Origin of the sequence: Arthrobacter sp. Bz4 (assembly GCF_003075455.1) — a bacterium.
GTDB lineage: Bacteria > Actinomycetota > Actinomycetes > Actinomycetales > Micrococcaceae > Arthrobacter_D.
On sequence record NZ_QDAE01000005.1, the window covers coordinates 141531 to 167320 of the forward strand.

Here is a 25790-nt window from a genome sequence, read left to right on the forward strand (position 1 = left end):
CGTAGTATCGAACCCGACGAAGGATCGCCGCCATGTCATCAGGAGCACTGAGCCCGAAGAACCGTGAAGACGCGCTAGCAGCGTTGAAAGCCACCTCGGAGTCCGGTAGGGAGTTGGACATCCTGATCGTAGGCGGCGGCGTCGTCGGCGCTGGATCGGCGCTCGACGCCGTGACCCGCGGACTGGACGTGGGGATGGTTGAAGCCCGCGACTGGGCATCAGGCACTTCCTCACGGTCATCGAAGCTGATCCACGGTGGTCTGCGGTACCTCGAAATGCTCGACTTCGCGCTGGTACAGGAGGCCCTCAAAGAACGCGGCCTGCTGATCCAGCGAATCGCACCGCACCTGGTCCGACCGGTACCGTTCCTCTACCCGCTCACCAAGCGGTTCTTCGAGCGCCCCTATGTGGGTGCCGGAATCTTGCTGTACGACACCATGGGCATGACCTCAGGCAACTCGCGGGGCGTCCCCATGCACAAGCACCTTTCCCGTCGCGGGACCCTCCGGGCCGCCCCCAGCCTTAAAGAAGACGCAATGGTGGGCTCCATCCGCTATTACGACGCCCAGGTGGACGACGCGCGGTATGTGGTCAACATGGTGCGGACCGCAGATCACTACGGGGCCAAAGTCGCCAACCGGGTGACGGTAGTAGATTTCCTCCGCGAGGGTGAACGTGTGGTCGGAGCCCGCGTCAAGGACCAGGAAACCGGCGAACAGTTCGACATCCGCGCGAAGCAGGTCATCAATGCCACGGGCGTCTGGACCGACGAAACCCAGGCTATGGTCACCGACCGCGGCCAGATGAAGGTCAGGGCCTCAAAGGGCATCCACCTCGTCGTTCCGCGGGACCGCTTCCAGTCCACAGTGGGACTGATCCTGCGCACCGAGAAGTCCGTCCTGTTCGTTATCCCCTGGGGTCGTCACTGGATCATCGGAACCACCGACACCGACTGGGACCTGGATAAGGCGCACCCGGCCGCGTCCTCCAAGGACATCGACTACATCCTGGAGCATGTCAATAAGGTGTTGCGCCGCCCGCTCACCCGGGAAGACGTCGAGGGTGTGTACGCCGGGCTGCGGCCGCTCCTGGCTGGCGAAAGTGACTCCACGGCGAAACTTTCACGGGAGCACGTGGTCGCGCACCCGGTTCCGGGCCTCGTGGTCGTCGCTGGGGGCAAGTGGACCACCTACCGGGTGATGGCCAAGGACGCGGTGGATGAGGCGACCCGGGCACTGGACGAGCGGGTCCCCGCCAGCTGCACCGAAACCGTCCCGCTGCTGGGCGCTGAAGGGTACAAGGCGGCCTGGAACAAGCGTGCCAGGATGGCTGACCAGTCGGGTGTCCACGTGGCACGGGTGGAACACCTCCTGCAGCGCTATGGGAGCCATGCGGAGGACATTCTCGCGCTGATCCGCGAGGACAGGAGCCTCGGCGAGCCGTTGCCAGGGGCAGATGACTATCTTGGAGCTGAAGTGGTCTACGCGGTAACCCATGAGAACGCGCGCCATGTCGACGACGTCCTCACCCGCCGCACCAGGATCTCCATCGAATCCTGGGACCGTGGCGTGTCGGCGGCTCCTGAGGTCGCGTCGCTGATGGCGCCGTTCCTCGACTGGAGCGACGCCCAGGTGGACCGCGAGGTCAAACACTACCTCGCCCGGGTAGAAGCCGAGCGGCTGAGTCAGGAGCAGCCCGACGACGTCCTGGCAGACAATGCCCGGATGGGAGTTGAAGATATTGTCCCGCTAAGCTAGGACCGCGGTCTGGACGCCGTGCCGCCTGCCCAATGCAACCCGCGAGAGGTCTACCATGACCGAGCGATCCCTGGAATTCACCGATGCCGTTTTGACCACCCCTGACCTGGTGATCCTGGAGATGGTTGCCGCCGACAAGGAAGCGGCGACGGAACAGCTTGCCACCAAACTGTTCGAGGCGGGGCGTATCTCGCAGCTCGAGGGATTCCTTGCGCAGGTCAATTCGAGGGAACACCAGATGGCTACCGGGCTGCCGGGCGGGGTAGGGCTGCCGCACGCCCGCAGCGACTACGTTAACCAGACCAGTATCGCGGTGGGCGTCACCAAATATGGCCACAGCCTCGACTTCGGGGCAGTGGACGGACCGGCGACGCTGGTCCTGCTGATCGCCACGCCGTCGCAGTCCTTCTCGGAACACCTCGAGGTGCTGGCCACGCTGGCGCGGTCCCTGTTCAAGGAGAACTTCAGGGAATCACTCAGGCGTGCCCACGACACCGAGGTAATCGCCGAGTTGATCAATTCCTCACTGGTGTTCTTCGACCACTGAGCCGTCTGCGAGAAGCCCGTTGTCATGGCGGTCGTCATTCGGACCGCCATGACTTCCACAACGCCGCATAGGAACCATCAAGGGCGAGCAGCTCATCGTGCGAGCCGAGCTCGGTGATGTTGCCGTTCTCCACGACGGCCACCCGATCGGCGTCGTGAGCCGTATGCAGGCGGTGGGCAATGGCCACCACGGTCCGCCCCTCCAGCACCGCGTTCAGCGAGCGTTCCAGATCGCGGGCGGCCTGCGGATCGAGCAATGAGGTTGCCTCATCCAGGACCAGTGTGTGCGGGTCGGCGAGGACCAGCCGCGCAAGTGCAAGTTCCTGGGCCTGGGCTGGGGTTAGCTCGTGCGCGCCGGAACCCACTTCGGTTTCGAGTCCGAGCGGTAGGGCGCGCGCCCAACCCAGCGCCCCGACGTCGTCCAGGGCCTGTTCGAGTTGCGCCTGCGTCGCATCGTCCTTACCGAGGCGGATGTTGTCCGCCAGGGATCCGACAAACACATGGTGTTCCTGAGTGACCAGTGCCACCTCACGGCGCAGCGCGTCGAGGGGACGATCAACCAGGGGCACGTCTCCGACGGTGACCGAACCGGCGGTGGGCGGGTGAATCCCGGCAATCAACCGTCCCAGGGTGGACTTACCAGCGCCTGAGGGCCCGACCATTGCCAGCCGTTCCCCCCGACGCAACTGCAGATCCACACCATGCAGGACGTCGTGGCCGGGGCGGTAGGCGTACCGTGCCTTGGATACGAGGATGTCGTCGTTCAACGGCTCATTATCGGTGGCGTGCCGATCCGGCCGAACCTCCTTGATCCCTACGATGCGCGCCAGCGATGCGGCACCCACCTGAATTTCGTCGGTCCACATGATCAGGAGATCCACCGGATCAATGAGCCGCACGGCAAACAAGGCAACCGTTGCGACGACGCCGGGGGTAACGACGTCGATGGAGGCGAGCCAGCCGCCCCAGAGCAGTACACCCGCCACCGGCAGCCAGAAGGCAAAGTCGGCTGCCGGGAAAAGCACAGTGCGCAGCCAGAGGGTGTACCGCTCGGCCCGATAGCTGTCCGTCAACGCTCCATCGATGCGGTCCCGGCGCAGCGCACCCAGCCCAAGAGCGTCCACCGTGCGGGCGCCCTCGATGGTTTCGGTGATCGAGCCGTTCACGACGGCGTAGGTTTCCCGTTCCTTCTGGTAACCAGCCGAGCTTCGCTTGAGGTACCACCGGGTCACCGGATACAGCACGGGGAGGCCGACCAATAGACCCAGTGCGAGGATCGGCGAGGTGATCACTGCTGCGCCGATGGTCAGCAGGATGGTCACTATCGACACCACCACCTGGGGCACACCGAACCGCACAGTGTGGGAGACGGCGTCGACGTCGTTGGTGGTGCGGGATACGAGGTCACCGGTTCCGGCTTTTTCCACGGTGGACAGCGGCAGCGAGGTGACCTGTTTCATGAAGTCCTCGCGCAGTTCGGCGAAAACCGTTTCCCCGAACACCATTCCGGCCCGGACGGCCAGTCGTCGCAGGAGGGCCTGAACAATCAGGAACCCCAGCATGACCAGCGAAATGACCGCAATATAGTCCGAAGTGGTTCCCTCGACCACGGCGTCGACCACTCGACCGAGTAGTACTGGTCCCACCAGTCCGGCGATGGCAGACCCAACATAAAGCGCAATGACGCGGGAAAGTCCGCCGCGGTGGTGCCTGATTAGCCGCGCGGCTTCGGCTCGAACCTGGATCGGGTCCGCAACCGGAAGCTTCCCCGTCGGGTCGGGAGCGGCAGTTGTTTCACTCACTTCGGATTACCACGTTTCGGTAGGCGGGCTGGCTGGTCAGCAGCTCCAGGTGCGTTCCTTCAGCGGCCACACGGCCATCCTCAAGGTAAATGACGTGGTCCATGACGCCGAGCATCAGCGGGCTGGCCGTCACCACAACCGTGGTCTGGTCGGCGCCGCCCCGCAGGCCCTTCAGCCGGGCAGCGATCCTGGATTCGGTATGGGCATCGACGGCGCTGGTCGGTTCGATCAGCACCAGCGTCTCGGCCTCAGTCAGCAGGGCGCGAGCGAGGACCAGGCGTTGACGCTGCCCACCCGAAAAGCCCCTGCCGCGCTCGGTCACCTCGTGGTCCAGGCCGTCGTCGATTCCGTCGAGGATGTCCAGTGCACTGGAGGCGTCCAGGGCGGCAAGGATGCGCGTGTCATCATGCCTCGCCTGTGGATCCAATTCGGAGCGCAGGGAGCCGGTGAAAAGCTGGGGGTTCGCCTCGCTCACCACGATCCGCTGGCGGATGTCCTGCAGTGCGATGTTGCGTAACGGTTCGGCACCCCAGCGGACTTCGGCGAGGTGGAGCACCTCGTCCTCAAACCGGCCCAACCGGGTTGCCAGATCGGCTGACGCGGCGGTGTCCACCGACACCACCGCGGTCATCCGACCGGGGTGGATGAGCACGCCGGTGCTGGCGTCGTGCAGCGTAGCGCCGGGGGGTGGTGCTGGGGAAGTGGTGTCCCTGTCAGTTACGTCGGGTTCGACGACGAGAACGGCGATGATCTTGCGGGCACCAACATGTGCCCGGATGAAGCGGGCCACGCTGTCGGCAGCCGCGCGAATCGGAGTCATGAGGAAGATCGAATAGCCGTAGAGCGCCACCAGCTGTCCCGGCTCGATCTCACCCGCGAGGGCCAGATTGGCGCCGACCGAGGTGAACAGCACGCTGAAGGCCCCGGCAATGAACACCTGGGAAGCTTCGAGATCGGCCAGGGAGTACGCAACACGGATGCCAGAGTTCCGGGTTTTCGCGGAGTGCTGACGGTAGCGGTTCACGAAAATGTGCTCACCGCCGATTCCCCTGAGCACCCGGAGCCCGGCCACCGTATCGGCGCCGACGGCGGTCATCTTGCCGGACGCTTCGCGTTGTTCACGCTGACGGGCCTGGAGGGGGCGGACCACGAAGAGCAGGAGGCCGCAGCACGCAGGAACACCGATCAGGACGATCAGACCGAGCAGGAGAGAGGTTTGTGAAATGAGCACACAGACCACCAGCCAGGCCATGATGGAGCCAGCCAGCCGGGCCGATACCGCGTAAATCTCGCCCAGCCGGGTGGCGTCCGAGGCCGCAGTTGAAACCACCTCACCGGTGGAGAGTCGCCGCGGCAAAGCATCCCCGGTACGGGTGATCTTGTAGCCGATCAAACGGATCGAATGGAAGGCCGCCTGCAGCCAGCCGCTGATTGCCGTGCGGTGCTCGAGAGTGCCTGCGATTGCCTGCACGACGGTCAGGAGGATCAGGACGCCCACCCACAGCAGGAGCCGGTCGAAGTCGCCTGCCACCACGCCTTCATCGATGGCCCGACCCAGCACATAGGGCATTACAGCCTGGGCGACCATCCAGGCAGTGCCGAACACTACTCCGGCCAGAAGCGTTGCTTTTTGCTTCGATGCGAGCCAGAGCAGATAGCGGGAAGGGGAGCGGAGGTCCGGAGGGCCGGGGTCAGGGTAGGGATACGAGCGCACGATCAACCATCCTAGCGCCTTCGCACCCAAGTGGTAGGCACTTCCCAATCACTAAATTGCCCACTGCTGGCCGGCTGGGAATTCTCGGGTGCATTCGGTTTTCTACACGGTGACGAAGTACCGTTAAGGTGTGCTCAAAACCGCGCTGAAACCCCGTTGGATCCTTTCACTGATCCTCGCCATGGTGATTGCGGGAGTCTTTGTGCTTTTGAGCCAATGGCAGTTCTCCAACTCGTCCGGTGAAGCGCCGCCCCCAGAGAGCGCCACCGAGCAGGTACAACCGCTAACCGACGTCTTTAGCCCGGGTGTCCCCATGACAGCGCCGGTCGCGGACCAGATGATCACCATGGATGGCGAGTTTCTCGCTGACACCACGGTGTTGGTGCAGGATCGGCTTCAGGAAGACCGGCCGGGGTTCTGGTTGGTCTCGGCCTTTGCGGTCGATCAGGGGACCACGGTGGCGGCGACCGGTTTCGACGAGCAGACAGTAATTCCGGTGGTGCACGGTTGGATCGCCGACGCCACAGCGGCGATTGAGGTGCCTGAGCTGGTGGGTCCAGGCTCCGTGATCGGGCGGCTGCTTCCAGCTGAGGGACCGGTCGCCGAGCGACCAGTCGCTGGCCAGATTCCCACCCTCGCGACTGCCGACCTCACCAACCGGTGGGACCGGGCCATCTACTCCGGCTTCGTCGTCTCAACAAGCACCACGCTGGCTGGAGCGCAGCAGGCACCCGAGGATCCACTGGAGGTCGTCACAGTCGGTCCCCAGCCGCAGGAGACCCCGCTGAACTGGCTGAACATCTTCTATGCCGTGGAATGGTTTGTCTTTGCCGGGTTCGCCTTCTTCCTCTGGTGGCGCCTGGTGGCTGATGATTACCGGCGCACCCTCGAAGAAGCAGAAGATGACGAGGCGGAAGAAGTCGCCCCGTCCGAGCGTGAAACAACTACGAATGAGGTACGACAGTGAGCACGCCAGACGTCAACAAATCCATCGACGGCAGAGCTGGTACCGCTAAGAAAACCAAGCGACGGTTCGGCGGCACCCACGCCCAGATTCTCTCCGCCGTGAAGTTCTACAAGGTGCTGGCCTACGCCACCGGGATCATGCTGCTGCTGGTGGTCGTGGAGATGATTGCCGCCTACGGCATGCAATCCCACATCATGATCGGCGGACCCGAGGGGCTGCTGTCCCTGACTGACAAGGAGTTCTCGGATTCCGCCGAAGGGTTCAACTTTTCCACCACTGTGCTGATCGTGCATGGCTGGATGTACGTGGTGTACCTGATCGCTGATTTCCGGTTGTGGCAGATGATGCGCTGGCCGTTCAAACAGTTCCTGGTGATGGCCCTGGGTGGGGTTGTGCCGTTGCTGTCCTTCATTGTTGAACGCCGGATCCACCGTCAGGTAGAGCAGGAGCTCGCCGCCCACCCCGAGGCAGCGTCTCGGTACTAGCGATATCGGGCCGTCGCAATGTGCGGTCGGGTGCCCATGGCGACTATTGTTGATGCGTGACTATTCCCGCACCCGGACCCGGAGTTTCAGGCCAAGCCGAAGCCACCGCCACCCCCCTCGAGGAGATCTCCGAAACCAGCCACCGGCCGGTGCTGGTGGTGGACTACGGCGCCCAGTATGCCCAGCTCATTGCCCGCCGGGTCCGTGACGCGGACGTTTACTCCGAGGTGGTGCCGCACACCCTCAAAACAGCCGATCTGCTGGCCAAAAACCCGGTGGCGATCATCCTGTCGGGCGGTCCCTCGAGCGTCTATGCCGAGGGTGCACCTCGGGTTGACCCCGAGCTGTTCTCGGCAGGCGTGCCCGTCCTGGGAATCTGCTACGGCTTCCAGGCCATGGCTTCAGCCCTGGGCGGTACGGTCGCGAAGACCGGGCTTCGGGAGTACGGCTCCACCGACGTCGCAGCGTCCGGCGTCGGGGGATCGTTGCTTGACGGTGTCCCCGAGCACCAGAACGCCTGGATGAGCCACGGCGATAGCGTTCAGGCCGCACCCGATGGATTCGAGGTTCTGGCCAGCACCGCTGGTGCCCCGGTTGCTGCCTTCGCCGACGAAAAACGGCGCCTCTACGGCGTGCAGTGGCACCCTGAAGTGAAACATTCGGACCACGGGCAGCAGGTGCTGGAAAACTTTCTGTTCAAGGGCGCACGGCTTGACGCCAACTGGACCACCGGCAACATTCTTGAAGAGCAGGTAGACCGCATCCGTGAGCAGGTGGGGGACGCGCGCGTCATCTGCGGGCTCTCCGGAGGGGTTGACTCCGCCGTCGCCGCAGCCCTGGTACAGCGGGCAGTGGGCGACCAGCTGACCTGCGTATTCGTGGATCACGGTCTGCTCCGCGAGGGGGAAGCAGAGCAGGTCGAGCGTGACTTCGTTGCTGCGACCGGCGTCAACCTCTACGTAGCCAATGAACAAAAGCGGTTCCTGGACGCACTGGCTGGGGTCAGCGATCCTGAAACCAAGCGCAAGATCATCGGCCGCGAGTTCATTCGCGCCTTCGAGGAAGCCGAGCGGGCGATCATCGCCGAGGCTCAGGCACACGGTGAAAAGATCCGCTTCCTGGTGCAGGGCACCCTTTACCCCGACGTCGTTGAGTCCGGTGGCGGCGAAGGTGCTGCGAACATCAAGAGCCACCACAATGTGGGGGGTCTTCCCGAGGACCTGCAGTTTGAACTCGTCGAACCCCTTCGTGCCCTGTTCAAGGACGAGGTCCGGGCGGTCGGCGCGCAGCTTGGGCTGCCCGCCGAAATTGTGGGTCGACAGCCGTTCCCCGGCCCAGGTCTGGGAATCAGGATTGTCGGCGACGTGACCCAGGAACGGCTTGACCTGCTACGCCGGGCAGATGCCATCGCCCGTGCGGAACTGACAGCTGCCGGACTGGACAACGAGGTTTGGCAGATGCCCGTCGTGCTGCTCGCCGACGTTCGGAGCGTCGGAGTGCAGGGTGACGGTCGAACCTATGGGCATCCGATCGTACTCAGGCCCGTGTCTAGTGAAGATGCAATGACCGCCGACTGGTCCCGCCTGCCGTTTGACCTGCTCGCCCGGATCTCCAACCGCATCACCAATGAGGTAGAGGGAGTGAACCGGGTGGTGCTGGATATCACCAGCAAGCCGCCAGGCACCATCGAGTGGGAGTAGTCCGACCCCGGTTGGGAAGGGTATTTGACCGTCCCCGGTGTTGCGGCCCCGCCGTGACCACCCTTGTCGGATAGCTTGGAAGGCATGCCCATCTGGTCGAGATCGTCGAAAATAACCGCAGAAATGGAGACCACCGTGTCAGTGCAGGATCCCGGGGACTCCGCTGGGAACTTCCTCCTGCCGTGGCTCAAGCAGCTCGGCGCCCACGCGGGTGCCGACACCCTGCTGCACTTCTCACCTGCGTCGGCCAACAGCATCGATCTCACGCACGCCCACCCCTCGGGTCTCGCCCAGCTCCTTGCTGGCCGTCGCACCCGGCTGTCCACTCTCCTCCGGGACCCGGGTCAGTACGCGGCTGCGATGAAGGCGGCACGGGTCCTTCGGGCGAAGATCTACGAGGTGGGCACCGAGCGCGGTATCGACGTCGGTTATCTCGCTGCCGGAACCGCCGCCTGGCGCAGCGTCGACGACGACGGCCGGTCCGAGTCGCTGACCGCGCCGGTTCTGTTGACCTCGGTTTCACTGACGGTTCATGCGTCCCAGGATGACTACGAACTCCAGCTCACCGAGCATGCGCGGCTTAATCCCGCGCTGGTGCGCCACCTGCGGTCAGCACAGGGGGTGTCGTTCGACCCCGAGTCCGTCGCCAAACTGGCCTACGGCACAGCGCGCTTCGATCCGTTGCCGGTCCTGGACAAGCTCCGTGCACTGACCGAGGGTGTGCGTGGGATGGCCATCGAGCACCATCTCCTCGTGTCCACCTTTGCCGATCTCGCTGACGTCGCCGACGATCCGGCCATCCGCTCCGACCATCCCGTGCTTGCAGCCCTGGTGGATGCGGCAAAGGAGGGACAGCCCGCACCTGCGGCACCGGATGCCCCTGAGCTGGCAACACCGATTGATGAACGTCTGCCAGCCGATGAACTGCTGATCAGGGATGCCGACTCTGCGCAGCAGCAGGTCCTGGACCAGATCATCCAGGGACGGTCATTGGTGGTGTCGGCACCCCCAGGATCAGGCCAGACCCAGACCGCTCTCAACGCCGTTGCGGCTCTTGCCGAGCAGGGCAAGAGCGTCCTAGTGGTGGCTGAGCGTCGCGGTACCCTCAACGAAGTGGTCCAGGAACTGGACACACTGAACCTTGGCTCGCTGGTCCTCCAGCTCAATGCCAACATCAACGAACAGCAACTCAAAGACCAGCTGATCCGGGCGATCGTGCGGAACGAGAAGGCGACGCGGCCCGAGCTGGACGGACTCCACCAGACTCTGGTCGATCACCGCCATCAGCTGCAGGACCATGTGAGGTCTCTGCACAACGTGCGAAGCCGCTGGGGTTGTTCGCCCTACCAGGCAATGCAGTCGCTGGCGGAATTGACCTCGTTGAATCCCTCGCCGGCAACAACGGTTCGCCTGCTCCGTAGCGTGATGGACAGCATCCCCGACCGTGCCGAGCTCGCTGGCCGGCTCCGCAGGGCAGCAGAACTAGGCAGCTTCAGCGCCTCGGCCGTAGAGAGTCCCTGGTACGGTGCCAAGCTGCTGAACCGTAAGGAAACTGAGCGTGCACACGAGCTGGCCGTCGACCTGGCCCGCGACATCCCGCTGCTTCGGGAAAAGGTGCTGCGGGTAGCCGATCATTCCCAGATCAGTCTCGGCGGTTCGTTCACCGAGTGGGGAGAGCAATTGGAGCTCCTCGCAGCGGTCCGGGCAAGTCTCGACAAATTCACGCCAGATATCTTCGACCGGCCGGTCACCGACCTCATCACCGCCACGGCCTCATCGTCCTGGCGTCGGGAGCGCGCCATCGAGATGAGCTCGATGACCCGATCGCGGCTTCGCAGGGTGGCAAAGGAATATGTTCGCCCCGGTGTACACATCGCCGACCTGCACACTTCCCTGGTGGAAGTGCAGCAGCAGCGGACGCTCTGGACCCGGTACGCGACGACTGAACGGCACCCCTCTGTGCCAACGGGTCTCGCCGAGATCAACAACTTCCACCACAAGATCCGCCGGGAACTGGACGAGCTCACCAAAGTACTTGCCACGACCCCCGGCCATGTTGACCTGGCCGCTATGCCGCTGGAAGAGCTGGGCCAACGCCTCGCCGAGCTCGCCAGGGACAGACAAACCCTCGCAACCCTGCCGGAGCGCACCCTGCTGCTCGACGAAATGCGTGAACGTGGGTTGGGCGAATTGCTCGACGATCTGGCGCGGCGCGAAGTCAGCGCGCGTCAGGTGGGATCCGAACTGGAACTGGCGTGGTGGCAGTCTGCCCTCGACGCCATGATCAGCGGTGACGACTATCTGGCAATGTCCGACGGCGAGAGCCTGCGCCGGCTCGAAGCGGACTACCGTCTGGCCGACAACGCGCACATCGCTTCCGGTCCAGGACGGCTCCGATTTGCCCTCGCTGAACGCTGGCGGACGGCGCTTGCGGCGCATCCCGCGGAAGCGGAGAAGCTCCGGGAACTGCTCCGCACAGGCACCCTGGATCTCGCTGGGCTCAGTGCCCAGGATGACGACCTGGTGACCGCCCTCATGCCGGTTTGGGCGGCGAGTCCCCTCATGCTTCCGATGGTGCTACCAGCCGACAAGACCTTTGACGCGGTCATTGTTCTGGATGCCGAATCAATCTCCCTGCAGTCGGCCGTTCCGGCTCTGGCGAGGGCAACCCAGGTCATCGCTTTCGGCGATGACCGCCTCGGCGGACCCCAAAGCTTCAGCGTCGGTGCAGGAGCCGAGTCACCTCAGGAAGCCGACCAGCTCAACAGCGCCTACTCGGCCCTCTCTGGCATCTTCCCCACCAGTCCGCTGAGCGTGGTGTATCGGGGCGTTGACAAGGCTTTGACCGGCTATCTGAGCGACACCTTCTATGACGGCCGGCTCTCCCGGCTACCTCATGGTTCGGAAGTTTCGGGTACCGGCCGGGCCCTCACCGTCGACTATCTACCAGACGGCACCGGAATGCCGAGCGCCGATCAGGCCGGTGTGGAAAGCGTTGCGGCCGAAGTCAGCCGTGTCGTGGAACTGGTCTTCGAACACATCCGACGCCGTCCCAGCAGTTCGCTGGCAGTGGTGACCGCTAGCGCCCGGCACGCAGGGCGGGTAGGTCAGGCGATTAGACAGCGGATGGCAGAGCTGCCCTGGGCGGCTGACTTCTTCGCCCCGGGCAAGGAGTCGTTCCGAGTGGTCCCGGTCGAGCGGGCCGCGGGCCTCACCCGGGATTGCGTGATCTTTTCCCTCGGCTTCGGGCGGACCCCGCACGGCAGGGCACTGCATAACTTCGGCCAGCTGTCCGGCCCCGATGGTCGCGGTCGGTTCGTCACAGCCATGACCAGGGCGCGTCACCAACTCCACATTGTTACGTGCTTCCTCCCAACGGACCTCGACCCCACCCGGCTCGACAATGGAGCGTTGGATTTCTTCGGTCTGCTCGAGCGAGAGCTGGGGGAGGGGACCGGAGAGACCCCGGATCCGTCAGGGGAGCCCGCAGCACCGGTGAACCCAGATCCGCTGGTCGCGGATCTGGTCAATCGACTTCGCGACCGTGGTGCCCACGTGCTGGACCACTATGACGGGGTTCTCGACATCGTCGCCACAGCAGGGTCGGCAACAGTAGGTAAGCCGTCCGACGAGTCAGGTTCCGGCATGCAAACGCCACCGATCGCTATCGAATCCGATGGGACCGAAAGGTACCGCACCATGACGGTTCGGGAGCGAAGCAGGCTTCGCCCCCAACTCCTTGAGCGGATGGGGTGGCGGTACATGCCCCTCTGGACCATCGAGGTGTTCACCGACCCGAACGGATGCGCTGATCTGATTGGACGCTATCTGGGGTTGCCCGAGGTGACCAGTGGACGACATTCAAACTCACAGAGCGGGACGAGCATGAGCGGAACAGGCCAGGCAAGCCACGACAGTGTCCTGCCCAAGCGCGCTGCAGAGGATGAGGCCGATTCATGGGGTGAGCGCGACGAGTCCCATGAAGCGTGGTTGAAGGACCAGCGTCCCCCGCACTGGGACTGATGGTCCTGACTGGCAGCCCTGGCAGCCGAACCAAGGACGCCGTGCGCTAGCGCAATGTCCTCGCCCGTGCCCTCGCCCGTGCCCTAACTCGATGGTCTAACTCGATGTCCTAGCCGGGTGGTGCGCCGGTCAGCACCAGATGAACGTTGCCGGTGCTGGTGGCGCCCGCCAGGGCTGCGGCGTCTGCCGGTGCTGCGGCAACCACCACGAGCCCTTCGCTCTCAGAGTTGCCCGGCCAGACGCCCGATGGGCCGCTGCTGGGGGCAGCCGAGGTCCACAGCACCGGCAAACCCCGAGCCAGCACGGTTGTGTCACCAGGTACGTCGAAGCCATTCCCCGTGCTGAGCACAACTTCCACATAGTGGCCGGGGGACAGCAGCTGGACCGTTGACGGGTCCGACGGGCGTAAGGGTACCGCGACGGTGCCTGCGGGTGCGCCGGTGAGCAGCCCTGATCCGACAAAGGCGGTGGGGGTGAGAACGAAGCCGTGCGGCAGGGGAGTGGCGAGCTGTTCACCCACTACTTCGCTCGGGTCGGCGAAGGACGCGGACATGACCGCCTCGGCCGGCAGTTCAACAATGGTCAGGTGGGCGGCAGTGAGAACGGTACCCACCGGGAGATCTGCCGCCGCCGCAACAACGCCGACGCGGGTCTGCTCGGGAGGGATCAACGCCTCCACGGCCACTGCCGTGGCCAGGCAGAACAGCATTGCTGCCAGGAGCCTGCGGTTTCGGAACACGAACCGCCCGACGCGGTGCGAGGATTCCCCGGCTCGTTGGGGGTGCCGTGGTGGATGTTTGCCAAGGGCCATCCACAAACGTTAGAACCGCTTTGGCAGCACGAGGGGCGCTTCGCCTGCTATGTGGATAAAGCCAGTGTGGCAGACGGTGTTCAGCGGTGTCCCTAGCTGGCGGCCGCGGTGGTCTTTGTCGCCGGTGCTGACTTGGTGGGGGCCGGGGAGGCGTCCTTGCCCGGGCCTGTGGTGCTCGGTTTGTTCTCGGAGCTGCTGGATGACGATTCAGAACCCGAGCCGGTGGACGCGACGGAATTGCTCGCACCGACGTCGACTGACTTCTTGCTGTCGCGGGAATCATTGCGGTAGAAACCGGACCCCTTAAAGACAACTCCCACGCTGTTGAACTTTTTCCGAAGCGATCCGTCGCATTCAGGGCAGACGGTCAGGGAGTTATCGGAGAAGGCCTGGTGAATGTCGAAAGCGTGTTCGCAGTCTCTGCAGGCGTATGCGTAAGTAGGCAAGAAAATCCTCCTGGACAAGCTGTGTTCTTGGGGATCGGTCACCCAAGTCGGTTCGACTGGCACTCTAAGGTCCCGAGTGCTAAGTCTACACCGCTACGCTGCAGGGCTCAGCCGGTGGAACGCGGAGGGGGTGAACGCGCCGCTGAGCGGCATGTCGAGTTCGGTCTTGGCAAGCGACCGCTTCGGTAACAGTTCGTGTTCATAGAGATATGCTGCCGCCGGGAGGTCCGGCACCACCGTCCGTGCCTGGGCAAGGAACCGATCGTAGTAGCCGCCGCCCTGTCCCAGGCGGGTGCCGGTGTGGTCGACCGCCAGTCCTGGCACCAAAACGAGGGAGGGCAAGCCATGACGGTCCAGTAGCTCGGAAAAGCTGAAGCGTTCACCTACAGGTTCCATCAGGGGCGCGCGAGGGCTGCGGCGCAGTTCGGCGTCGGCGCTCCACTGGCACCAGGACAGCTGATAGTCAGGCTCGCAGATCGGCACGACGACGTCGTATCCGTCGCGGTTTAACGCGTCAAGGAGCCGCGCGGTCCCTGGTTCAGGGTCCATTGATAGGTAGGCGGCGATCAAACCGCCGTGGGGGCCTGACGATGCCTGCAGCCGTTGTCGGACCTGCTGAGCCAGGCCAGCAGCCGAGCGGAGACGCTCTTCGTTGGACATTTCTCGGCGCCTGGAACGAAAGAACTGCCTGGCATTTTGCTTTTCCGCCGCCGTCGTAGTGTGTCCCATACCGGCACACACTACCGAAACCGACCACTGTTAGCCTCCCGCAGCCAAATGTCGCTATAAGCGGACTGACGTTATGTAGGGTGGTGTCATGAGCTCACGAGTGAACAAGGCTGTCATCCCCGCTGCGGGACTTGGCACGCGGTTTCTTCCCGCCACGAAGGCGATGCCCAAAGAAATGCTTCCGGTAGTCGACAAGCCGGCGATCCAGTATGTGGTCGAAGAAGCAGTCCATGCCGGTATGACCGACATTCTGATGATCACCGGACGCAACAAGCGTTCGCTGGAGGACCACTTCGACCGGGTGCCATTTATCGAGCAGACCCTCGAGGCGAAGGGCGATCACGAAAAGCTCGCCGCGGTCCGTCGTCCATCGGAGCTCGGGGATATCCACTACCTCCGCCAAGGCGACCCGAAGGGTCTCGGACACGCAGTGCTCCGTGCGAAGCTTCACGTCGGCAACGAGCCATTCGCCGTCCTGCTCGGCGATGACCTGATCGACGAGCGAGATGTTCTCCTCAAGACCATGATCGAGGTACAGGAAAAGACCGGTGGGTCAGTGATCGCGCTGATCGAGGTTGACCCTGAGCAGATCAGCGCCTACGGCTGCGCCGACATTTCAGCCATCGACGGCGAAGAGTATGTTCGGGTCAGCGAACTGGTGGAGAAGCCAGCAATTGACGAAGCTCCATCGAACCTGGCAGTCATCGGTCGCTATGTCCTGCACCCGCGGGTCTTCGACGTTCTGGAAACCACCGGCCCCGGCCGCGGCGGTGAAATCCAGCTGACCGATGCGCTGCAGACTCTTGCCTCTGCCGACGGCGAAGGATCAGGCGTATACGGAGTGGTGTTCCGTGGACGCCGGTATGACACGGGAGACAAGCTCAGCTACATCAAGGCCGTGGTCACCCTCGCGTCGGAGCGTGAGGATCTCGGCCCAGACCTCCAGGACTGGTTGAAGAGCTTCACCAACAACCTCAACGGCTAGCCTGTACCCAGTGAGCGGGCAATTCACCTGGCCGGTGACCCTTGAGACCGACGATCTGGTCCTCAGGCCCGTTCGTTTTCGAGACAAGCGGGAATGGTCGGCGGTCAGGCAGCGCAACGCTGACTGGTTGGCGCCTTGGGAGGCATCAAATCCCGCCCCGGGCGGCTACCTGCCGAGTTACACCGAGATGGTCCGGTCGTTAAAGAAACAGGCACGGAGCGGCTCCGCGTTACCTTTTCTGATCACTGAACGCAGCTCTCACCTCCGGGAGACCGCCATTGTCGGCCAACTCACGGTTTCGACGATCGTTTGGGGGTCGGCGATGAGCGCCACTCTCGGCTACTGGGTGGACCGGCAGCGCGCCGGCCAGGGCATCGCCCCCACCGCAGTTGCCCTGGTGACCGACTACTGCTTCCGGAGCCTGGGACTCCACCGGATGGAAATCAACATCCGGCCGGAAAATTCGGCGAGTCTACGGGTCGTCGAGAAACTGGGATTCCGGGACGAAGGGCTGCGCGAGAGTTACCTGCACATTGCCGGTCGATGGGCTGACCATCGCAGCTTCGCGCTGACCCACGACGAGGTCCCCGACGGGCTACTGGCACGCTGGAAAAACCAGGTGGCCCGTAGCCACCGGGACACGGCAATTCACCAACCCGGGGACGACACACCGCCGGCAATACTCACCTGATCGGGGTAAACAACCTACGGTTTTAGACGTGGACTTCTCTATGAACAGCTCGGTGGTGCTCGCCGCTATTGTTGGCCTCTGGCTGATCTGGGTTGCCCCCTACGTTCTTCGTATCCGCCGCCCGGCCCTGTTGGTTGAGCCGGTGGCCACCTCCGCCCTAGTTTCATCAGCAACAGCCGAGAGCAAAGTCTCTCAGGGGAGCATTATGGAAATGTCCGGCCACACTACCGACGCCGCTGGCACCATGGGCGGCGGAGCAGCCCCCAAGGCATACTCGCCCCAGGGCCGGCTCACCATCCGGCGCGGGCGCGGCTCCATTGCGGCCATCGCTGCTGTAGCGCTTCTAGCGGCCGTCGTCTGCATACCTCTCGCAGTCCTGTCCCTGATACCAGCACTGGTACCTGCTGGAGCCTTCGTGCTGTTCCTGCTTGCGGTAGCAGGACTCCGGGTCCTCGCTGTCCGCGATCGGCGTCGTAAGGTCGAGGCGGCATTCGCAGACGCCATGTCACACCGGACGACTGACCTGCCTCCCCGGGCACAAGCGTTCGCCGCCCCGGCTGTTCCCGCCCCGCGGCGGGAGACCAACCTCTTCGACGCCGAAACAACGGGCCCCGCAGCAGAGAGCTCTCCCAACGAGCAGGGGTCGACGACGGGCACAACCGGTACCGCAAACCTGACGGCCATCGAACTGCGCCAGGCGGCCCTGGCCGTCGCCGCCAGTGCCACCGTTACGGAAGCAGCCAGCGTTGATCCCCACAGTTCCGTCTCACCTGACGCTGAGGCGACTACCGAATCCGCAGGAACACCCTGGGAGCCCGTTGAGGTGCCCAAGCCGATGTATGTTGCAGCCGCAAAGGCACAGCGGCAGGCTCCAGCCCCACTGGAGCTCCCTGCTGTTCCGAAGGCACAGGCCAAAACGACCCTGAAACAAGGAGCAGCTGCGCCGGCAGTAGCCAGTCCTGACACGTCATCGGGAAGCAACTCAACCGCCAACCCCACCACTGGCAGGATGAACCTGGATGACGTCCTACAGCGTCGTCGGGCCTGATTCTTCCCATCCAAGGCAGGGGGCCGAGGCGGCCCAACTGCGTTTGCTTGAGGGAGACGCCGTGGCTGAGCCACTTCGCCTCGCACTCGCGACGTTAGGACGACGACCCACTCACTGGTCACTGGAACAGGTTCACCACCGTCCCGGGGCCGGGGCAACCGGAATATATCAGGTGCAGGCGGAAGCCGAAAACGGCGAACTCACCACAGATTTTCTATGCGTCAGTACCGCGTCACTACCTGCCGACATCCCCGCAACGGTGCAGCTCAGCGGACCCGACGACACCACGTTAACGGTGTGGCTACACCCTAACGATCCGCTGCTACCCGGGCTGCCGTGGGCGTGCGATGCCCGAAAAGTGGGCGAAGCACTGTTCCTGGACAGCCAATTAACCGGGTCGTTACCGGAGGGCGTTCCGGTGCTGGCGACGGTCAGCTACCGTCCCCTCAGGCGGGCAGTCCTCACCGCAGATCTGGCCGGCCAGCGGCGTTATCTGAAGGTTCTCCGGGCCGGTCAAGCAGCTCAACTCGCCGCACGTCATCAAATGCTCAGGGCGGCGGCGATACCCGCCCCGTCACTCATCGACGTTCCGGCACCCGATGTGCTGGCGATGCACCCAGCTGCCGGCACCCCGCTTGCTGAACAACTCATGCGCGACGGTGCGGAGTCGCTGAGCCCGAAGACCCTGGTCGAGTTGCTGCGCCGGCTGCCAGCCGAAGCGATGCAGCTGCCGGAGCGGCCAGCCTGGTCGGCACGGGTCCGCGACTACGCCAAGGGAGCTACCGCCGTCCTACCGGGCGAAGCGACACGAATCTCGGAACTCGCCGAACGGGTGCACAGTCTCGTTTCATCAAGCCCTGCCGGCCCCAAAGTCCCGTCGCACGGCGACTTCTATGAAGGGAATCTGTTGGTTTCGGGCGGCAACGTGTCAGGTCTATTGGACGTTGACGCGCTGGGCCCCGGGTACCTGGTGGACGACCTGGCCTGCTTCATCGGGCATCTCGCGGTCTTACCGGCCCTGGACAGCCGTTACCAGCATGTCCCCGCGGCTCTCAACCGGTTCCTGGCAGTATTCGACGACGAAGTGAACCCGGCCGCCCTTCGTGGCCGTGCTGCAGGCGTGGCGCTCACTTTGGTGGCCGGCGCCAAACACAGGGCGACCACCGCGGATCCGACGTCCTGGAGAGCCGACGCCCTGAAGCGGCTCTCCATCGCGGAGACCCTCGCCAACGAAGCGTTGACGCTTGAAAGCTGACTGATTGTGAGAGGTCTCTCATAATCAGTTCCTCCTCGTCTCACAAACGCCGTGCACAGTAGTTGTACAACCAGTTACTGAGGATCCCGAAAGGACCCCACCGTGCAGAAGCGAAACATCTGGATCGCCACCGGCTCACTCAGCGTTATGGCCCTTGGCCTTGGGGTTGCCGTCGCGGACAGTAACCACGCCCCTCGCGATCTTGGCTCCAGTATCAACCGGTCCAGCGACGATGGGGCCGCCACCAAAGACCGGGCGAACGGCAGCACCAGCCCGGGCGACGACGTCGGGAACGCTACGACCGTCGACTCCGACAGGCTGACACCCTCGCCAGCCCCTTCGCCCACTCCGAAGGCCGTTGAATCCTCAGCGCCCAGTGCCGCAAGTGCTCCGTCTGTCTCGACCCCCGCAGCACCGGCACCCGTCCTGGTTCCGGCCCCAGCCCCGGTTCAGCCACCTGTGGTCTCGGGGAATTCGGGCTACTCGGCCCCCAGCGCTGTGTCGGCGTCAAGTGGGGAATGACCAAATTCTGTCTGGCCCTAAAGAAGGTTGGCCAGCCCTCAAGCCGGGATTCCGGAGTGTTCGCCCCAAGCATTCCGGAATCCCAACCTTGCTGACGGTTTGATCAGTCAGCGGTGTTGGCGGTGCGGTCCCGACATGTCCGGTACTGCCGCCGCTCCTTTTCCCATGGCGGCGCAGAGCAGGTGACAGTGGCGGATCAAGGCTCGTCCGAGGCCAGCCGATATCCCATGCCGCGAACAGTGGTGAACCGTTGCGCGCCGAGCTTGTTACGCAGATAACGCACGTAGACATCCACCACGTTGGAACCGGGATCAAAGTCGTATCCCCAGACCCGGGAGAGCAGCTGTTCCCGGCTGAGCACCTGACCAGGGTTTCGAAGGAAAGCCTCGGCTAACGCGAACTCCCGGGCTGAGAGATCGATCTCCTTGCCATTGACCGCCGCGCGGCGGGTCCTAAGGTCCAGCTGCAGATTCTGGTGAGTGAGAACCGAGTTGTCGGCGGTGGGGGCATCCTGTCGTAACCGAAGACGAACCCGGGCCAGGAGTTCCTCAAAACGGAACGGTTTAGCCATATAGTCGTCGGCGCCTCCCTCCAGGCCCGCAACAGTGTCGTCGATCGAGCTCCGCGCCGACAAGATGATCACGGGGGTGGTGTTCCGTGACTCGCGAAGGCGCCGCAGCACGGTGAACCCGTCCTGGTCGGGCAGGCCAAGGTCAAGCACTATCAGCTCGAAGTCCCCAGTCTGGGCAAGATGGTAGCCATCCCTCCCACTGTCGGCAACGGTGGGTGCGTAGCCAGCGGATCGCAGGCCTTTGGCAACAAAAGAACTGATCCGCTCCTCGTCTTCCACTATTAGGATCTGACTCAAGCTCTTACTTCCTCTGATTTGTCCGACTGGTCATTGAGTGGCAGCACCATGGTGAACGTGGACCCGTTGCCGGGAGCTGACTTCAGCTGCACAATACCCCCGTGAGCTCCCGCAATTGCATTGACGATCGTGAGCCCGAGACCGGAACCCTCGGTCCGTCGTCCGCGAACGCCACGCGCAAATCGTTCAAAGATCCGCCCCTGGTCTTCCTCCGGTACGCCAATTCCCTCGTCCCGCACCCACAAGGACAGTCCGGCGTGATCCAGCCGCGAACCAACAGCAATCGTTGAGCCATCGCCAGAAAACTTGACCGCGTTGACCACGAGCTGGAGCCAGGCCTGGGTAATCCGGCGTGGGTCGAGCAGGCACGAAGTTTCCGCCCGGGCGCGATGGTCCAACGGCGCGCCCCGAGTGGGCGCGCCTTGTCGAGGATCTCGTCAGTGAGGCGGCCAACGGCTACCAGTTCCAGTCTGACGAAGTCTGGTCGGGTGATTCCCGCGAGGGTAACCAGGTCATCGACGAGGAGCCGCATCCGGTCGAGTTCGTCGAGAGCGATACCACGGACCGCTGCGACGTCGGCCGGATCGCGGGAGTCCTGGAGTTCGAGGTGGCCTTGCACAATGGTGATCGGAGTCCGCAGTTCGTGGCCGACGTCGTCGAGAAGCTGTCGCTGCGAGGTGAAGGAGCCTTCGAGGCGCTCCAGCATGGCGTTGACTGTCCTGGTGAGATCCGACAGGTCGTCGTTTCCTGAAACGGGTATCCGTTCGGACAGATCGGAATCGCCAATGTGCTCGGCGGTATCTCGAAGAAGGCGGATCGGCATGAGTAGGTTGCCGACCAGAAGCCAGCCGACCACACCGATGAAAACGAGGGTACCGAAAGAGATCATGGCGAAGGTCGCGAAGGTCTGGTTGAGTTGCCCATGCTCCGCTCGGGCGTCGAAGGCCAGAACGTACTGGCTGGGTGACGTATCGGCAGCTAGCTGGACGGGGATGATCAGGGCACGATAGGTGGTTTCGGTGGTTGTGATGCTTGTGATGCTGACCCTCGTCGGGTCCGCTTGCGAAGTAACGTAGTCCACCAACTCCGGGTCATCCTCCAATCGAACCTGTACCGCAGGGTTGGTCAGCAGGACCGCCTCGCCGTTTTGTGTGCCCAGCATCCCCTCGTTGGGTGCCGGGAGGGTGCGCTGCATGGCGACGAAAATCAGCTCCCCTGCTTCGGTGAAGTCTTCGCGAGTGGTGGGGTCGAGTCCGGTCTCGAGCAAGGACTCGAACTCAAGGAAGTTTCGTTCGAGTGAGTTGTCCATGTCAGCGTTGATATCGCCGCGCTGCAACGCGTACGCGGCTGAACCGGCCACCAACAGGCCGAGAGCAGATAACGCGAGAACTGCACCAAGCACCCTCGTCCTGACGGTCCAGTAGCCGCGAAGCGCAGAAGAGATCCGCTGCCACCTACGGTCCGGGCCCGCAGGGGGCAGGGCGGCTGGCGGGCGTTCAGCAGGTGATTCAGGCGGACCTGGCCGATTGGCTGGCGGGCGTGCAAGATGGTCGTTACGGTCGCCCGCCTGAGCAGGGAGTACTTCTGTGCGGGGGCTGGACGATGGCTTAATCATCCCCATCGTCCCCGTCATCCCCATCGTCCTCGTCGGCTCCGTCATCGACTTCCCAATCGTCGTCGTCGCTTTCGTCGCTCTGCAGGGGGAGCGGTGGCGGCACCACCTTAGCGGGGAGAGGGGGGCCGTCTTCGGGTGCAACAGGTTCCGGGACAGGACTTGGCACAGTGTCGGACTGCGGCGACGAGGGGGACGGTGCCATCGGCATGGGTGACGGTGCCTTGCTGGGCTCCGTGGGTGGGGCCGGGGTTGCGGTTTGGGTGAATGACGATCCAAGATCCGCCGGCTCGGGATCTGCCAGGGAGCTCGCCAACCCGGCGCCGGCCGCAAGAACTCCGCTCAGGCATACCGCACCCACCAACCAGGTATGGAGCGACGGGGACTTCATGTCCTAAGTATCCCCACTAAAGATGAGACCCGCATGAGAATCCGGGAAAAATCAGTTCTCCTCGGCGAGGGTCTGCAATAGCGGTTCGGTGCGGTACGGGATGTGTTCGTGCAGGGCCAGAACGGTCTCGGTGCGAATCACTCCCTTGATGCGCAGGATCGATCGAAGTGCAGATTGCAGGTGATGCGTGTCGGTTGCGGTGACACGACACCAGATATCGCCACGGCCCGAGATCTCATGGACTTCCAGTACCTGATAGAGGCGTCGAAGGCCGGCAATGACGCCGTCGAGCTCGCGGTGGGAGACCTCGATGGTGACGAAGGCCGCAACATCGTAGTTGAGCGCTTCCAAATCCAGTTCGCGACCGCTCGATCGCAGAGTCCCAGATCTGAGCAACCGTCGAATACGTGACTGGGCTGTGTTGCGGGCAACCCCCAGCTGATCGCTGAGTTCGCCAATCTGTGCCCGCGGATCCCGAACGAGCTCCAGAAGGAGCCGGATGTCGACCAGGTCCAATTTGCTCATGACGTCCACTTCCTGTCAGTAACGTAGTCAAAAATTGGTGATAACGCTCAAGTTACTATCCAAAATGCTCCGATTGCACCTGAGGACCGGAGAATAAGGGGGATATGTGCTGTTTGTTTAACTGTATGGAGTCGAAGTGAGTATTCTCAGCGAGCTGCGGATGAAACCGTCGGACAAGATCCGCTGGGGCTGGGACGCGTCAGTCAAAAGTCGGCTGGTGCTGGCTGCGGTGGTCATCTCGACCCTCCTTATCGGGGCCAACCTGGCAACGCCGATCTATCCACTCCTGCAGTCAAAGATTGGAATTTCGCCGCTCGAAGTCACAGTGGCCTTCTCCGCCTATGTGGTGTCGCTGGTGGTCGGCCTGCTGCTCGTGGGCCATTGGTCTGACCATGTTGGCCGGCGGGCGGCCCTGGTGCTCGCCGTCCTGATCGGTTTTGCCGGGGCAGGGGTATTCGGAGCAGCAACCTCGCTTCCAATGCTGGTTCTGGGGCGCTGCCTGCAGGGTGCGGCGGTCGCCCTGGCGACCGGGGCCAGTTCCGCTGCATTGCGAGACCTATTGCCACACCGACCAGACTGGGCTTCACGATTCACGCTGCTGGCGTCAGCCGGGGGAGTTGCCGCCGGGCCAATTATCGGCGGCTTGCTATCCCTGCTGCCCGATCCCAGCAGGACCCCGTTCGCCATCTATTCGGTGGTCCTGCTGATGCTGCTGGTTCCGCTGCTCACCCTGAAGGCCCGGCCAGCCATCAGGACGGCTGACCCAGCGTCACCCCTCCGCGCCCTGAAGCCGCGTCGTCCCGCTGTGTCGAAAGCCGCTGGTAGGGCCTTCTGGAATGCATCAGCAGTTGGATTCCTCAGTTTTGCCGTTTTCGGTTTCACCCTCAGCTTGGCGCCGACGTGCTTTGCCTCGCTCGCCGACACTAGCTCCCGGCCCCTGATCGGGCTCCTGGCAGCTCTGGTCCTGGCCTCGTCGGCGCTGAGCCAATTGATGAAGGTGCGGGGTAGGCATGTCGTCGGACTCGGGCTGACCGCACTAGGGGTGGGGGTGGCACTGATCCCCGTGGCTGGGTCTATCGACAGTGTGCCGCTCTTGGTTGTGGCGTGTGTTATTGCCGGGGCGGGACAGGGGGTGGCGTTTCGGATGGTGTTCAACGAGGTGTCCCTGCGGGTGGAGTCATCCCAGCATGCCCAGATCATCAGTACCCTCTATGTCCTCACCTACCTGGGAAGCAGCCTTCCGGTGGTCGGCCTTGGTGCCGCCACCCAAGCGTGGGGACTGGACCGTTCGGTAGCTGGCTTCGCGGGACTGATCGCTCTGGCAAGCTTTGCTCTGGCAATGCGAAGCCTGCGCAGCACACTTCGAGGCCACCTCCCTGGGTAGCTTTCACCGCCCAGCTACTGAGGCCCCACTACAAAGATTTCTATGCAAAGAAACCCTTGCAAAGAAAGTTTTGTAACTGTATCTTGGGTCTATGAGTACACGCCACGGATCCGATGCCCAGTCAGCCGACCGCACCCTGGATCTCGCCGGGCTCAAAGCGCTGTCTCATCCGCTTAGAATCCAGCTTTTGGAGCAGCTATCTCAACTCGGCCCCCAGACCGCCAGCACACTTGCTGCCCGGCTTGGGGAATCGAGTGGTGCGACCAGCTATCACCTTCGCCAACTCGCCAAGCACCAACTGGTCCGAGAGGTGGAGGGTAAGGGCTCAGCCCGGGAGCGCTGGTGGGAGCGGCCACCGGGTGCGCTAAGCCTGTTTTCCAGTGATCTGGCCGAAGATCCTGCGGCCCTGCACGCGTCACGAATACTCAACCGTGAGATTGAGCATCACCGGGCGGCTCTGTTACAGGACTTCATGGAACAAGGCTATGACTACCTCCCACAGGACTGGTTTGACGGGTCGGTGATCGCCACCATGAACGCCCGGCTGACTGCCGGGCAGCTGGCCGAGATCACTGGAGAGATGCTGAACCACGCCAGAGCCCTTCTGGCGAAATATCGTGACAGCGGCGCTACCGATCCCGACGCTCGCGCAGTGCAGCTGCACTTCAACGCTTTCCCCATCCTGCAGGGACAATTCGACATTCCGCTACAGCATCAGGGGAAGCCACCTTCATCCGAACCTTTGACGTAGAAAAGAAGCAGTGATGACCACTTTTGCCACCTATTCCCCGTCCGTCAGGCCCACGGGTTTCGACGCCCTTCTCATCCTGGTGGGTCACCGCCTGGTCTCCATCGGCGAGCGACTCGCACTCGATCATGCCCGCCATAGTGAAGCAATCCATGCTCACGACGAGCGACGGCGGGATCTAGCGGCCGCGCACCACTCAGGCCTGCGGCCGTAGGGGCCCAGTTGTACCTGACCCCGCAGCGTCCGTCGTCGCGGCTAAGGCAACACCCCGGTATTGCCCGGTAAATGGTTGAACACCAGGGTCGTCTCGGTGTGGCCTACCACCGGATCTGTCGTCAGATGGTCCAGTACCCAGTCCCGCAGGACCTCCGTGCTTGGCACCGCCAGATGCAGCAAATAGTCCACCGATCCTGCGACGTGAAAGGTGGAAACTACCTCCGGCAGATTCGGCACCCGATCAGTGAACCGATCGATCTCCTCGCGATTATGACCCTTGAGCTGGACCGAGACCATGGCCTGAACGGCGCGGCCAATTGCCGCGAAATCGAGCTGTGCGTGATACCCGCTGATCACTCCGCGGTCCACGAGTTGTCTCGTTCGTAAGAGAGCCGTCGACGGCGCCACCCCAATCCGCTCCGCGAGCTGCGCGTTGGTGATCCGTGCGTCGGCGACCAGCTCCTTCAGGATCTGCTGGTCTGTCTGATCGAGCATCGGGGTATCCCGCGCACGGTTGGGGGCGGCTAGGGTAGGTGCGGCGTCTTCAGCCATGGGCAAGCCACTT

The 25790-nt window shown here is 63.4% G+C and carries 24 protein-coding genes and 1 pseudogene; 14 read left to right on the top strand and 11 right to left on the bottom strand.

Annotated elements, in window-relative coordinates; genetic code table 11:
* The first annotated feature begins 32 nt into the window (after window positions 1-32).
* Both DDA93_RS06320 and DDA93_RS06325 read left to right on the top strand, forming a co-directional pair.
* Complete coding sequence (locus DDA93_RS06320) at window positions 33-1757, top strand: glycerol-3-phosphate dehydrogenase/oxidase (protein ID WP_024476851.1); 1725 nt, start codon at window positions 33-35, stop codon at window positions 1755-1757.
* Window positions 1758-1812: 55 nt separating this feature from the next.
* A complete protein-coding gene (locus tag DDA93_RS06325; protein WP_024476852.1) occupies window positions 1813-2304 on the top strand; it encodes a PTS sugar transporter subunit IIA in 492 nt (163 codons plus the stop codon).
* A 34-nt stretch (window positions 2305-2338) separates the two neighbouring features.
* Here DDA93_RS06325 and DDA93_RS06330 read toward each other — a convergent pair whose 3' ends face one another.
* Together DDA93_RS06330 and DDA93_RS06335 are read right to left on the bottom strand one after the other, a co-directional pair.
* The gene (locus DDA93_RS06330; protein WP_024476853.1) at window positions 2339-4105 is read right to left on the bottom strand and encodes an ABC transporter ATP-binding protein; all 1767 of its coding nucleotides are present in this window, start codon (window positions 4103-4105) and stop codon (window positions 2339-2341) included.
* On the bottom strand, window positions 4098-5819 hold the full coding sequence (locus DDA93_RS06335; RefSeq protein WP_116778320.1) for an ABC transporter ATP-binding protein: 1722 nt from the start codon (window positions 5817-5819) through the stop codon (window positions 4098-4100). The genes DDA93_RS06330 and DDA93_RS06335 overlap by 8 nt, the downstream gene beginning before the upstream one ends.
* Window positions 5820-5949: 130 nt before the next feature.
* On the opposite strand from DDA93_RS06335, the gene DDA93_RS06340 reads away from it, so the two are divergent.
* From DDA93_RS06340 to DDA93_RS06355, 4 genes are all read left to right on the top strand, one after another.
* Window positions 5950-6786 (top strand): SURF1 family cytochrome oxidase biogenesis protein, encoded by an 837-nt coding sequence (locus DDA93_RS06340; RefSeq protein WP_116778321.1) that lies wholly within the window; start codon window positions 5950-5952, stop codon window positions 6784-6786.
* Window positions 6783-7271 carry a DUF3817 domain-containing protein gene (locus DDA93_RS06345; protein ID WP_019481582.1) on the top strand — a complete coding sequence of 163 codons (489 nt, stop codon included), beginning with the start codon at window positions 6783-6785 and terminating at the stop codon, window positions 7269-7271. The genes DDA93_RS06340 and DDA93_RS06345 overlap by 4 nt, the downstream gene beginning before the upstream one ends.
* Window positions 7272-7420: 149 nt before the next feature.
* Complete coding sequence (gene guaA / locus DDA93_RS06350; RefSeq protein ID WP_116778350.1) at window positions 7421-8971, top strand: glutamine-hydrolyzing GMP synthase; 1551 nt, start codon at window positions 7421-7423, stop codon at window positions 8969-8971.
* Between the two features lie 123 nt (window positions 8972-9094).
* A complete protein-coding gene (locus DDA93_RS06355) occupies window positions 9095-12994 on the top strand; it encodes a DUF4011 domain-containing protein (protein WP_243400540.1) in 3900 nt (1299 codons plus the stop codon).
* Window positions 12995-13103: 109 nt separating this feature from the next.
* On the opposite strand, the gene DDA93_RS06360 is transcribed toward DDA93_RS06355, so the two are convergent.
* From DDA93_RS06360 to DDA93_RS06370, 3 genes are all read right to left on the bottom strand, one after another.
* Entirely contained in the window at window positions 13104-13805 is a 702-nt protein-coding gene (locus DDA93_RS06360) for an RcpC/CpaB family pilus assembly protein (RefSeq protein WP_051317687.1), read from the bottom strand.
* A gap of 92 nt (window positions 13806-13897) precedes the next feature.
* Entirely contained in the window at window positions 13898-14251 is a 354-nt protein-coding gene (locus DDA93_RS06365; RefSeq protein ID WP_024476859.1) for an FmdB family zinc ribbon protein, read from the bottom strand.
* Between the two features lie 93 nt (window positions 14252-14344).
* A complete protein-coding gene (locus tag DDA93_RS06370; RefSeq protein ID WP_084442886.1) occupies window positions 14345-14980 on the bottom strand; it encodes a 5-formyltetrahydrofolate cyclo-ligase in 636 nt (211 codons plus the stop codon).
* A gap of 88 nt (window positions 14981-15068) precedes the next feature.
* Here DDA93_RS06370 and galU point away from each other — a divergent pair, with 88 nt between their 5' ends.
* From galU to DDA93_RS06395, 5 genes are all read left to right on the top strand, one after another.
* Window positions 15069-15965, top strand: a complete 897-nt coding sequence (gene galU, locus DDA93_RS06375; RefSeq protein WP_019481588.1) for a UTP--glucose-1-phosphate uridylyltransferase GalU — start codon at window positions 15069-15071, stop codon at window positions 15963-15965.
* A 10-nt stretch (window positions 15966-15975) separates the two neighbouring features.
* Window positions 15976-16656, top strand: a complete 681-nt coding sequence (locus DDA93_RS06380) for a GNAT family protein (protein ID WP_024476861.1) — start codon at window positions 15976-15978, stop codon at window positions 16654-16656.
* Window positions 16657-16684: 28 nt separating this feature from the next.
* The gene (locus DDA93_RS06385) at window positions 16685-17704 is read left to right on the top strand and encodes a hypothetical protein (protein WP_133185448.1); all 1020 of its coding nucleotides are present in this window, start codon (window positions 16685-16687) and stop codon (window positions 17702-17704) included.
* Between the two features lie 61 nt (window positions 17705-17765).
* Complete coding sequence (locus DDA93_RS06390) at window positions 17766-18959, top strand: phosphotransferase (RefSeq protein WP_243400541.1); 1194 nt, start codon at window positions 17766-17768, stop codon at window positions 18957-18959.
* 102 nt (window positions 18960-19061) lie between these two features.
* The gene (locus DDA93_RS06395) at window positions 19062-19481 is read left to right on the top strand and encodes a hypothetical protein (protein WP_116778325.1); all 420 of its coding nucleotides are present in this window, start codon (window positions 19062-19064) and stop codon (window positions 19479-19481) included.
* A gap of 196 nt (window positions 19482-19677) precedes the next feature.
* On the opposite strand, the gene DDA93_RS06400 is transcribed toward DDA93_RS06395, so the two are convergent.
* The 5 genes and pseudogenes from DDA93_RS06400 to DDA93_RS06415 all read right to left on the bottom strand — a co-directional run bounded on the left by DDA93_RS06400 (window position 19678) and on the right by DDA93_RS06415 (window position 22877).
* The gene (locus tag DDA93_RS06400; RefSeq protein ID WP_116778326.1) at window positions 19678-20349 is read right to left on the bottom strand and encodes a response regulator transcription factor; all 672 of its coding nucleotides are present in this window, start codon (window positions 20347-20349) and stop codon (window positions 19678-19680) included.
* Window positions 20346-20672, bottom strand: coding sequence for a sensor histidine kinase (locus DDA93_RS16730; protein ID WP_243400542.1), 327 nt, complete (start codon window positions 20670-20672; stop codon window positions 20346-20348). The genes DDA93_RS06400 and DDA93_RS16730 overlap by 4 nt, the downstream gene beginning before the upstream one ends.
* A gap of 233 nt (window positions 20673-20905) precedes the next feature.
* A pseudogene (locus DDA93_RS17090) lies at window positions 20906-22009 on the bottom strand (HAMP domain-containing protein); the annotation flags it as partial.
* Window positions 21957-22352 carry a hypothetical protein gene (locus DDA93_RS06410; protein WP_116778327.1) on the bottom strand — a complete coding sequence of 132 codons (396 nt, stop codon included), beginning with the start codon at window positions 22350-22352 and terminating at the stop codon, window positions 21957-21959. The pseudogene DDA93_RS17090 and the gene DDA93_RS06410, both read right to left, overlap by 53 nt.
* Window positions 22353-22403: 51 nt before the next feature.
* The gene (locus tag DDA93_RS06415; RefSeq protein WP_019481592.1) at window positions 22404-22877 is read right to left on the bottom strand and encodes an Lrp/AsnC family transcriptional regulator; all 474 of its coding nucleotides are present in this window, start codon (window positions 22875-22877) and stop codon (window positions 22404-22406) included.
* A gap of 136 nt (window positions 22878-23013) precedes the next feature.
* Between DDA93_RS06415 and DDA93_RS06420 the strand changes: the two genes are divergently transcribed.
* The 3 genes from DDA93_RS06420 to DDA93_RS06430 all read left to right on the top strand — a co-directional run bounded on the left by DDA93_RS06420 (window position 23014) and on the right by DDA93_RS06430 (window position 25223).
* Window positions 23014-24261 carry an MFS transporter gene (locus DDA93_RS06420; protein WP_116778328.1) on the top strand — a complete coding sequence of 416 codons (1248 nt, stop codon included), beginning with the start codon at window positions 23014-23016 and terminating at the stop codon, window positions 24259-24261.
* Between the two features lie 91 nt (window positions 24262-24352).
* On the top strand, window positions 24353-25012 hold the full coding sequence (locus DDA93_RS06425; protein ID WP_116778329.1) for a helix-turn-helix domain-containing protein: 660 nt from the start codon (window positions 24353-24355) through the stop codon (window positions 25010-25012).
* Window positions 25013-25025: 13 nt separating this feature from the next.
* Window positions 25026-25223, top strand: coding sequence for a hypothetical protein (locus tag DDA93_RS06430; RefSeq protein WP_116778330.1), 198 nt, complete (start codon window positions 25026-25028; stop codon window positions 25221-25223).
* Between the two features lie 41 nt (window positions 25224-25264).
* Here DDA93_RS06430 and DDA93_RS06435 read toward each other — a convergent pair whose 3' ends face one another.
* On the bottom strand, window positions 25265-25777 hold the full coding sequence (locus DDA93_RS06435) for an Lrp/AsnC family transcriptional regulator (protein ID WP_019481596.1): 513 nt from the start codon (window positions 25775-25777) through the stop codon (window positions 25265-25267).
* Window positions 25778-25790: the final 13 nt, after the last annotated feature.

Excerpts from the sequence above, each read along its gene's own strand:
- DDA93_RS06320 (WP_024476851.1), top strand. The coding sequence starts at position 33 with ATGTCATCAGGAGCACTGAGCCCGAAGAACCGTGAAGACGCGCTAGCA.
- DDA93_RS06370 (WP_084442886.1), bottom strand. The coding sequence starts at position 14,980 with ATGGGACACACTACGACGGCGGCGGAAAAGCAAAATGCCAGGCAGTTC.
- DDA93_RS06355 (WP_243400540.1), top strand. The coding sequence starts at position 9,095 with ATGGAGACCACCGTGTCAGTGCAGGATCCCGGGGACTCCGCTGGGAAC.
- DDA93_RS06410 (WP_116778327.1), bottom strand. The coding sequence starts at position 22,352 with ATGAAGTCCCCGTCGCTCCATACCTGGTTGGTGGGTGCGGTATGCCTG.
- DDA93_RS06430 (WP_116778330.1), top strand. The coding sequence starts at position 25,026 with ATGACCACTTTTGCCACCTATTCCCCGTCCGTCAGGCCCACGGGTTTC.
- DDA93_RS06425 (WP_116778329.1), top strand. The coding sequence starts at position 24,353 with ATGAGTACACGCCACGGATCCGATGCCCAGTCAGCCGACCGCACCCTG.
- DDA93_RS06415 (WP_019481592.1), bottom strand. The coding sequence starts at position 22,877 with ATGAGCAAATTGGACCTGGTCGACATCCGGCTCCTTCTGGAGCTCGTT.
- galU (WP_019481588.1), top strand. The coding sequence starts at position 15,069 with ATGAGCTCACGAGTGAACAAGGCTGTCATCCCCGCTGCGGGACTTGGC.
- DDA93_RS06360 (WP_051317687.1), bottom strand. The coding sequence starts at position 13,805 with ATGGCCCTTGGCAAACATCCACCACGGCACCCCCAACGAGCCGGGGAA.
- DDA93_RS06435 (WP_019481596.1), bottom strand. The coding sequence starts at position 25,777 with ATGGCTGAAGACGCCGCACCTACCCTAGCCGCCCCCAACCGTGCGCGG.
- DDA93_RS06325 (WP_024476852.1), top strand. The coding sequence starts at position 1,813 with ATGACCGAGCGATCCCTGGAATTCACCGATGCCGTTTTGACCACCCCT.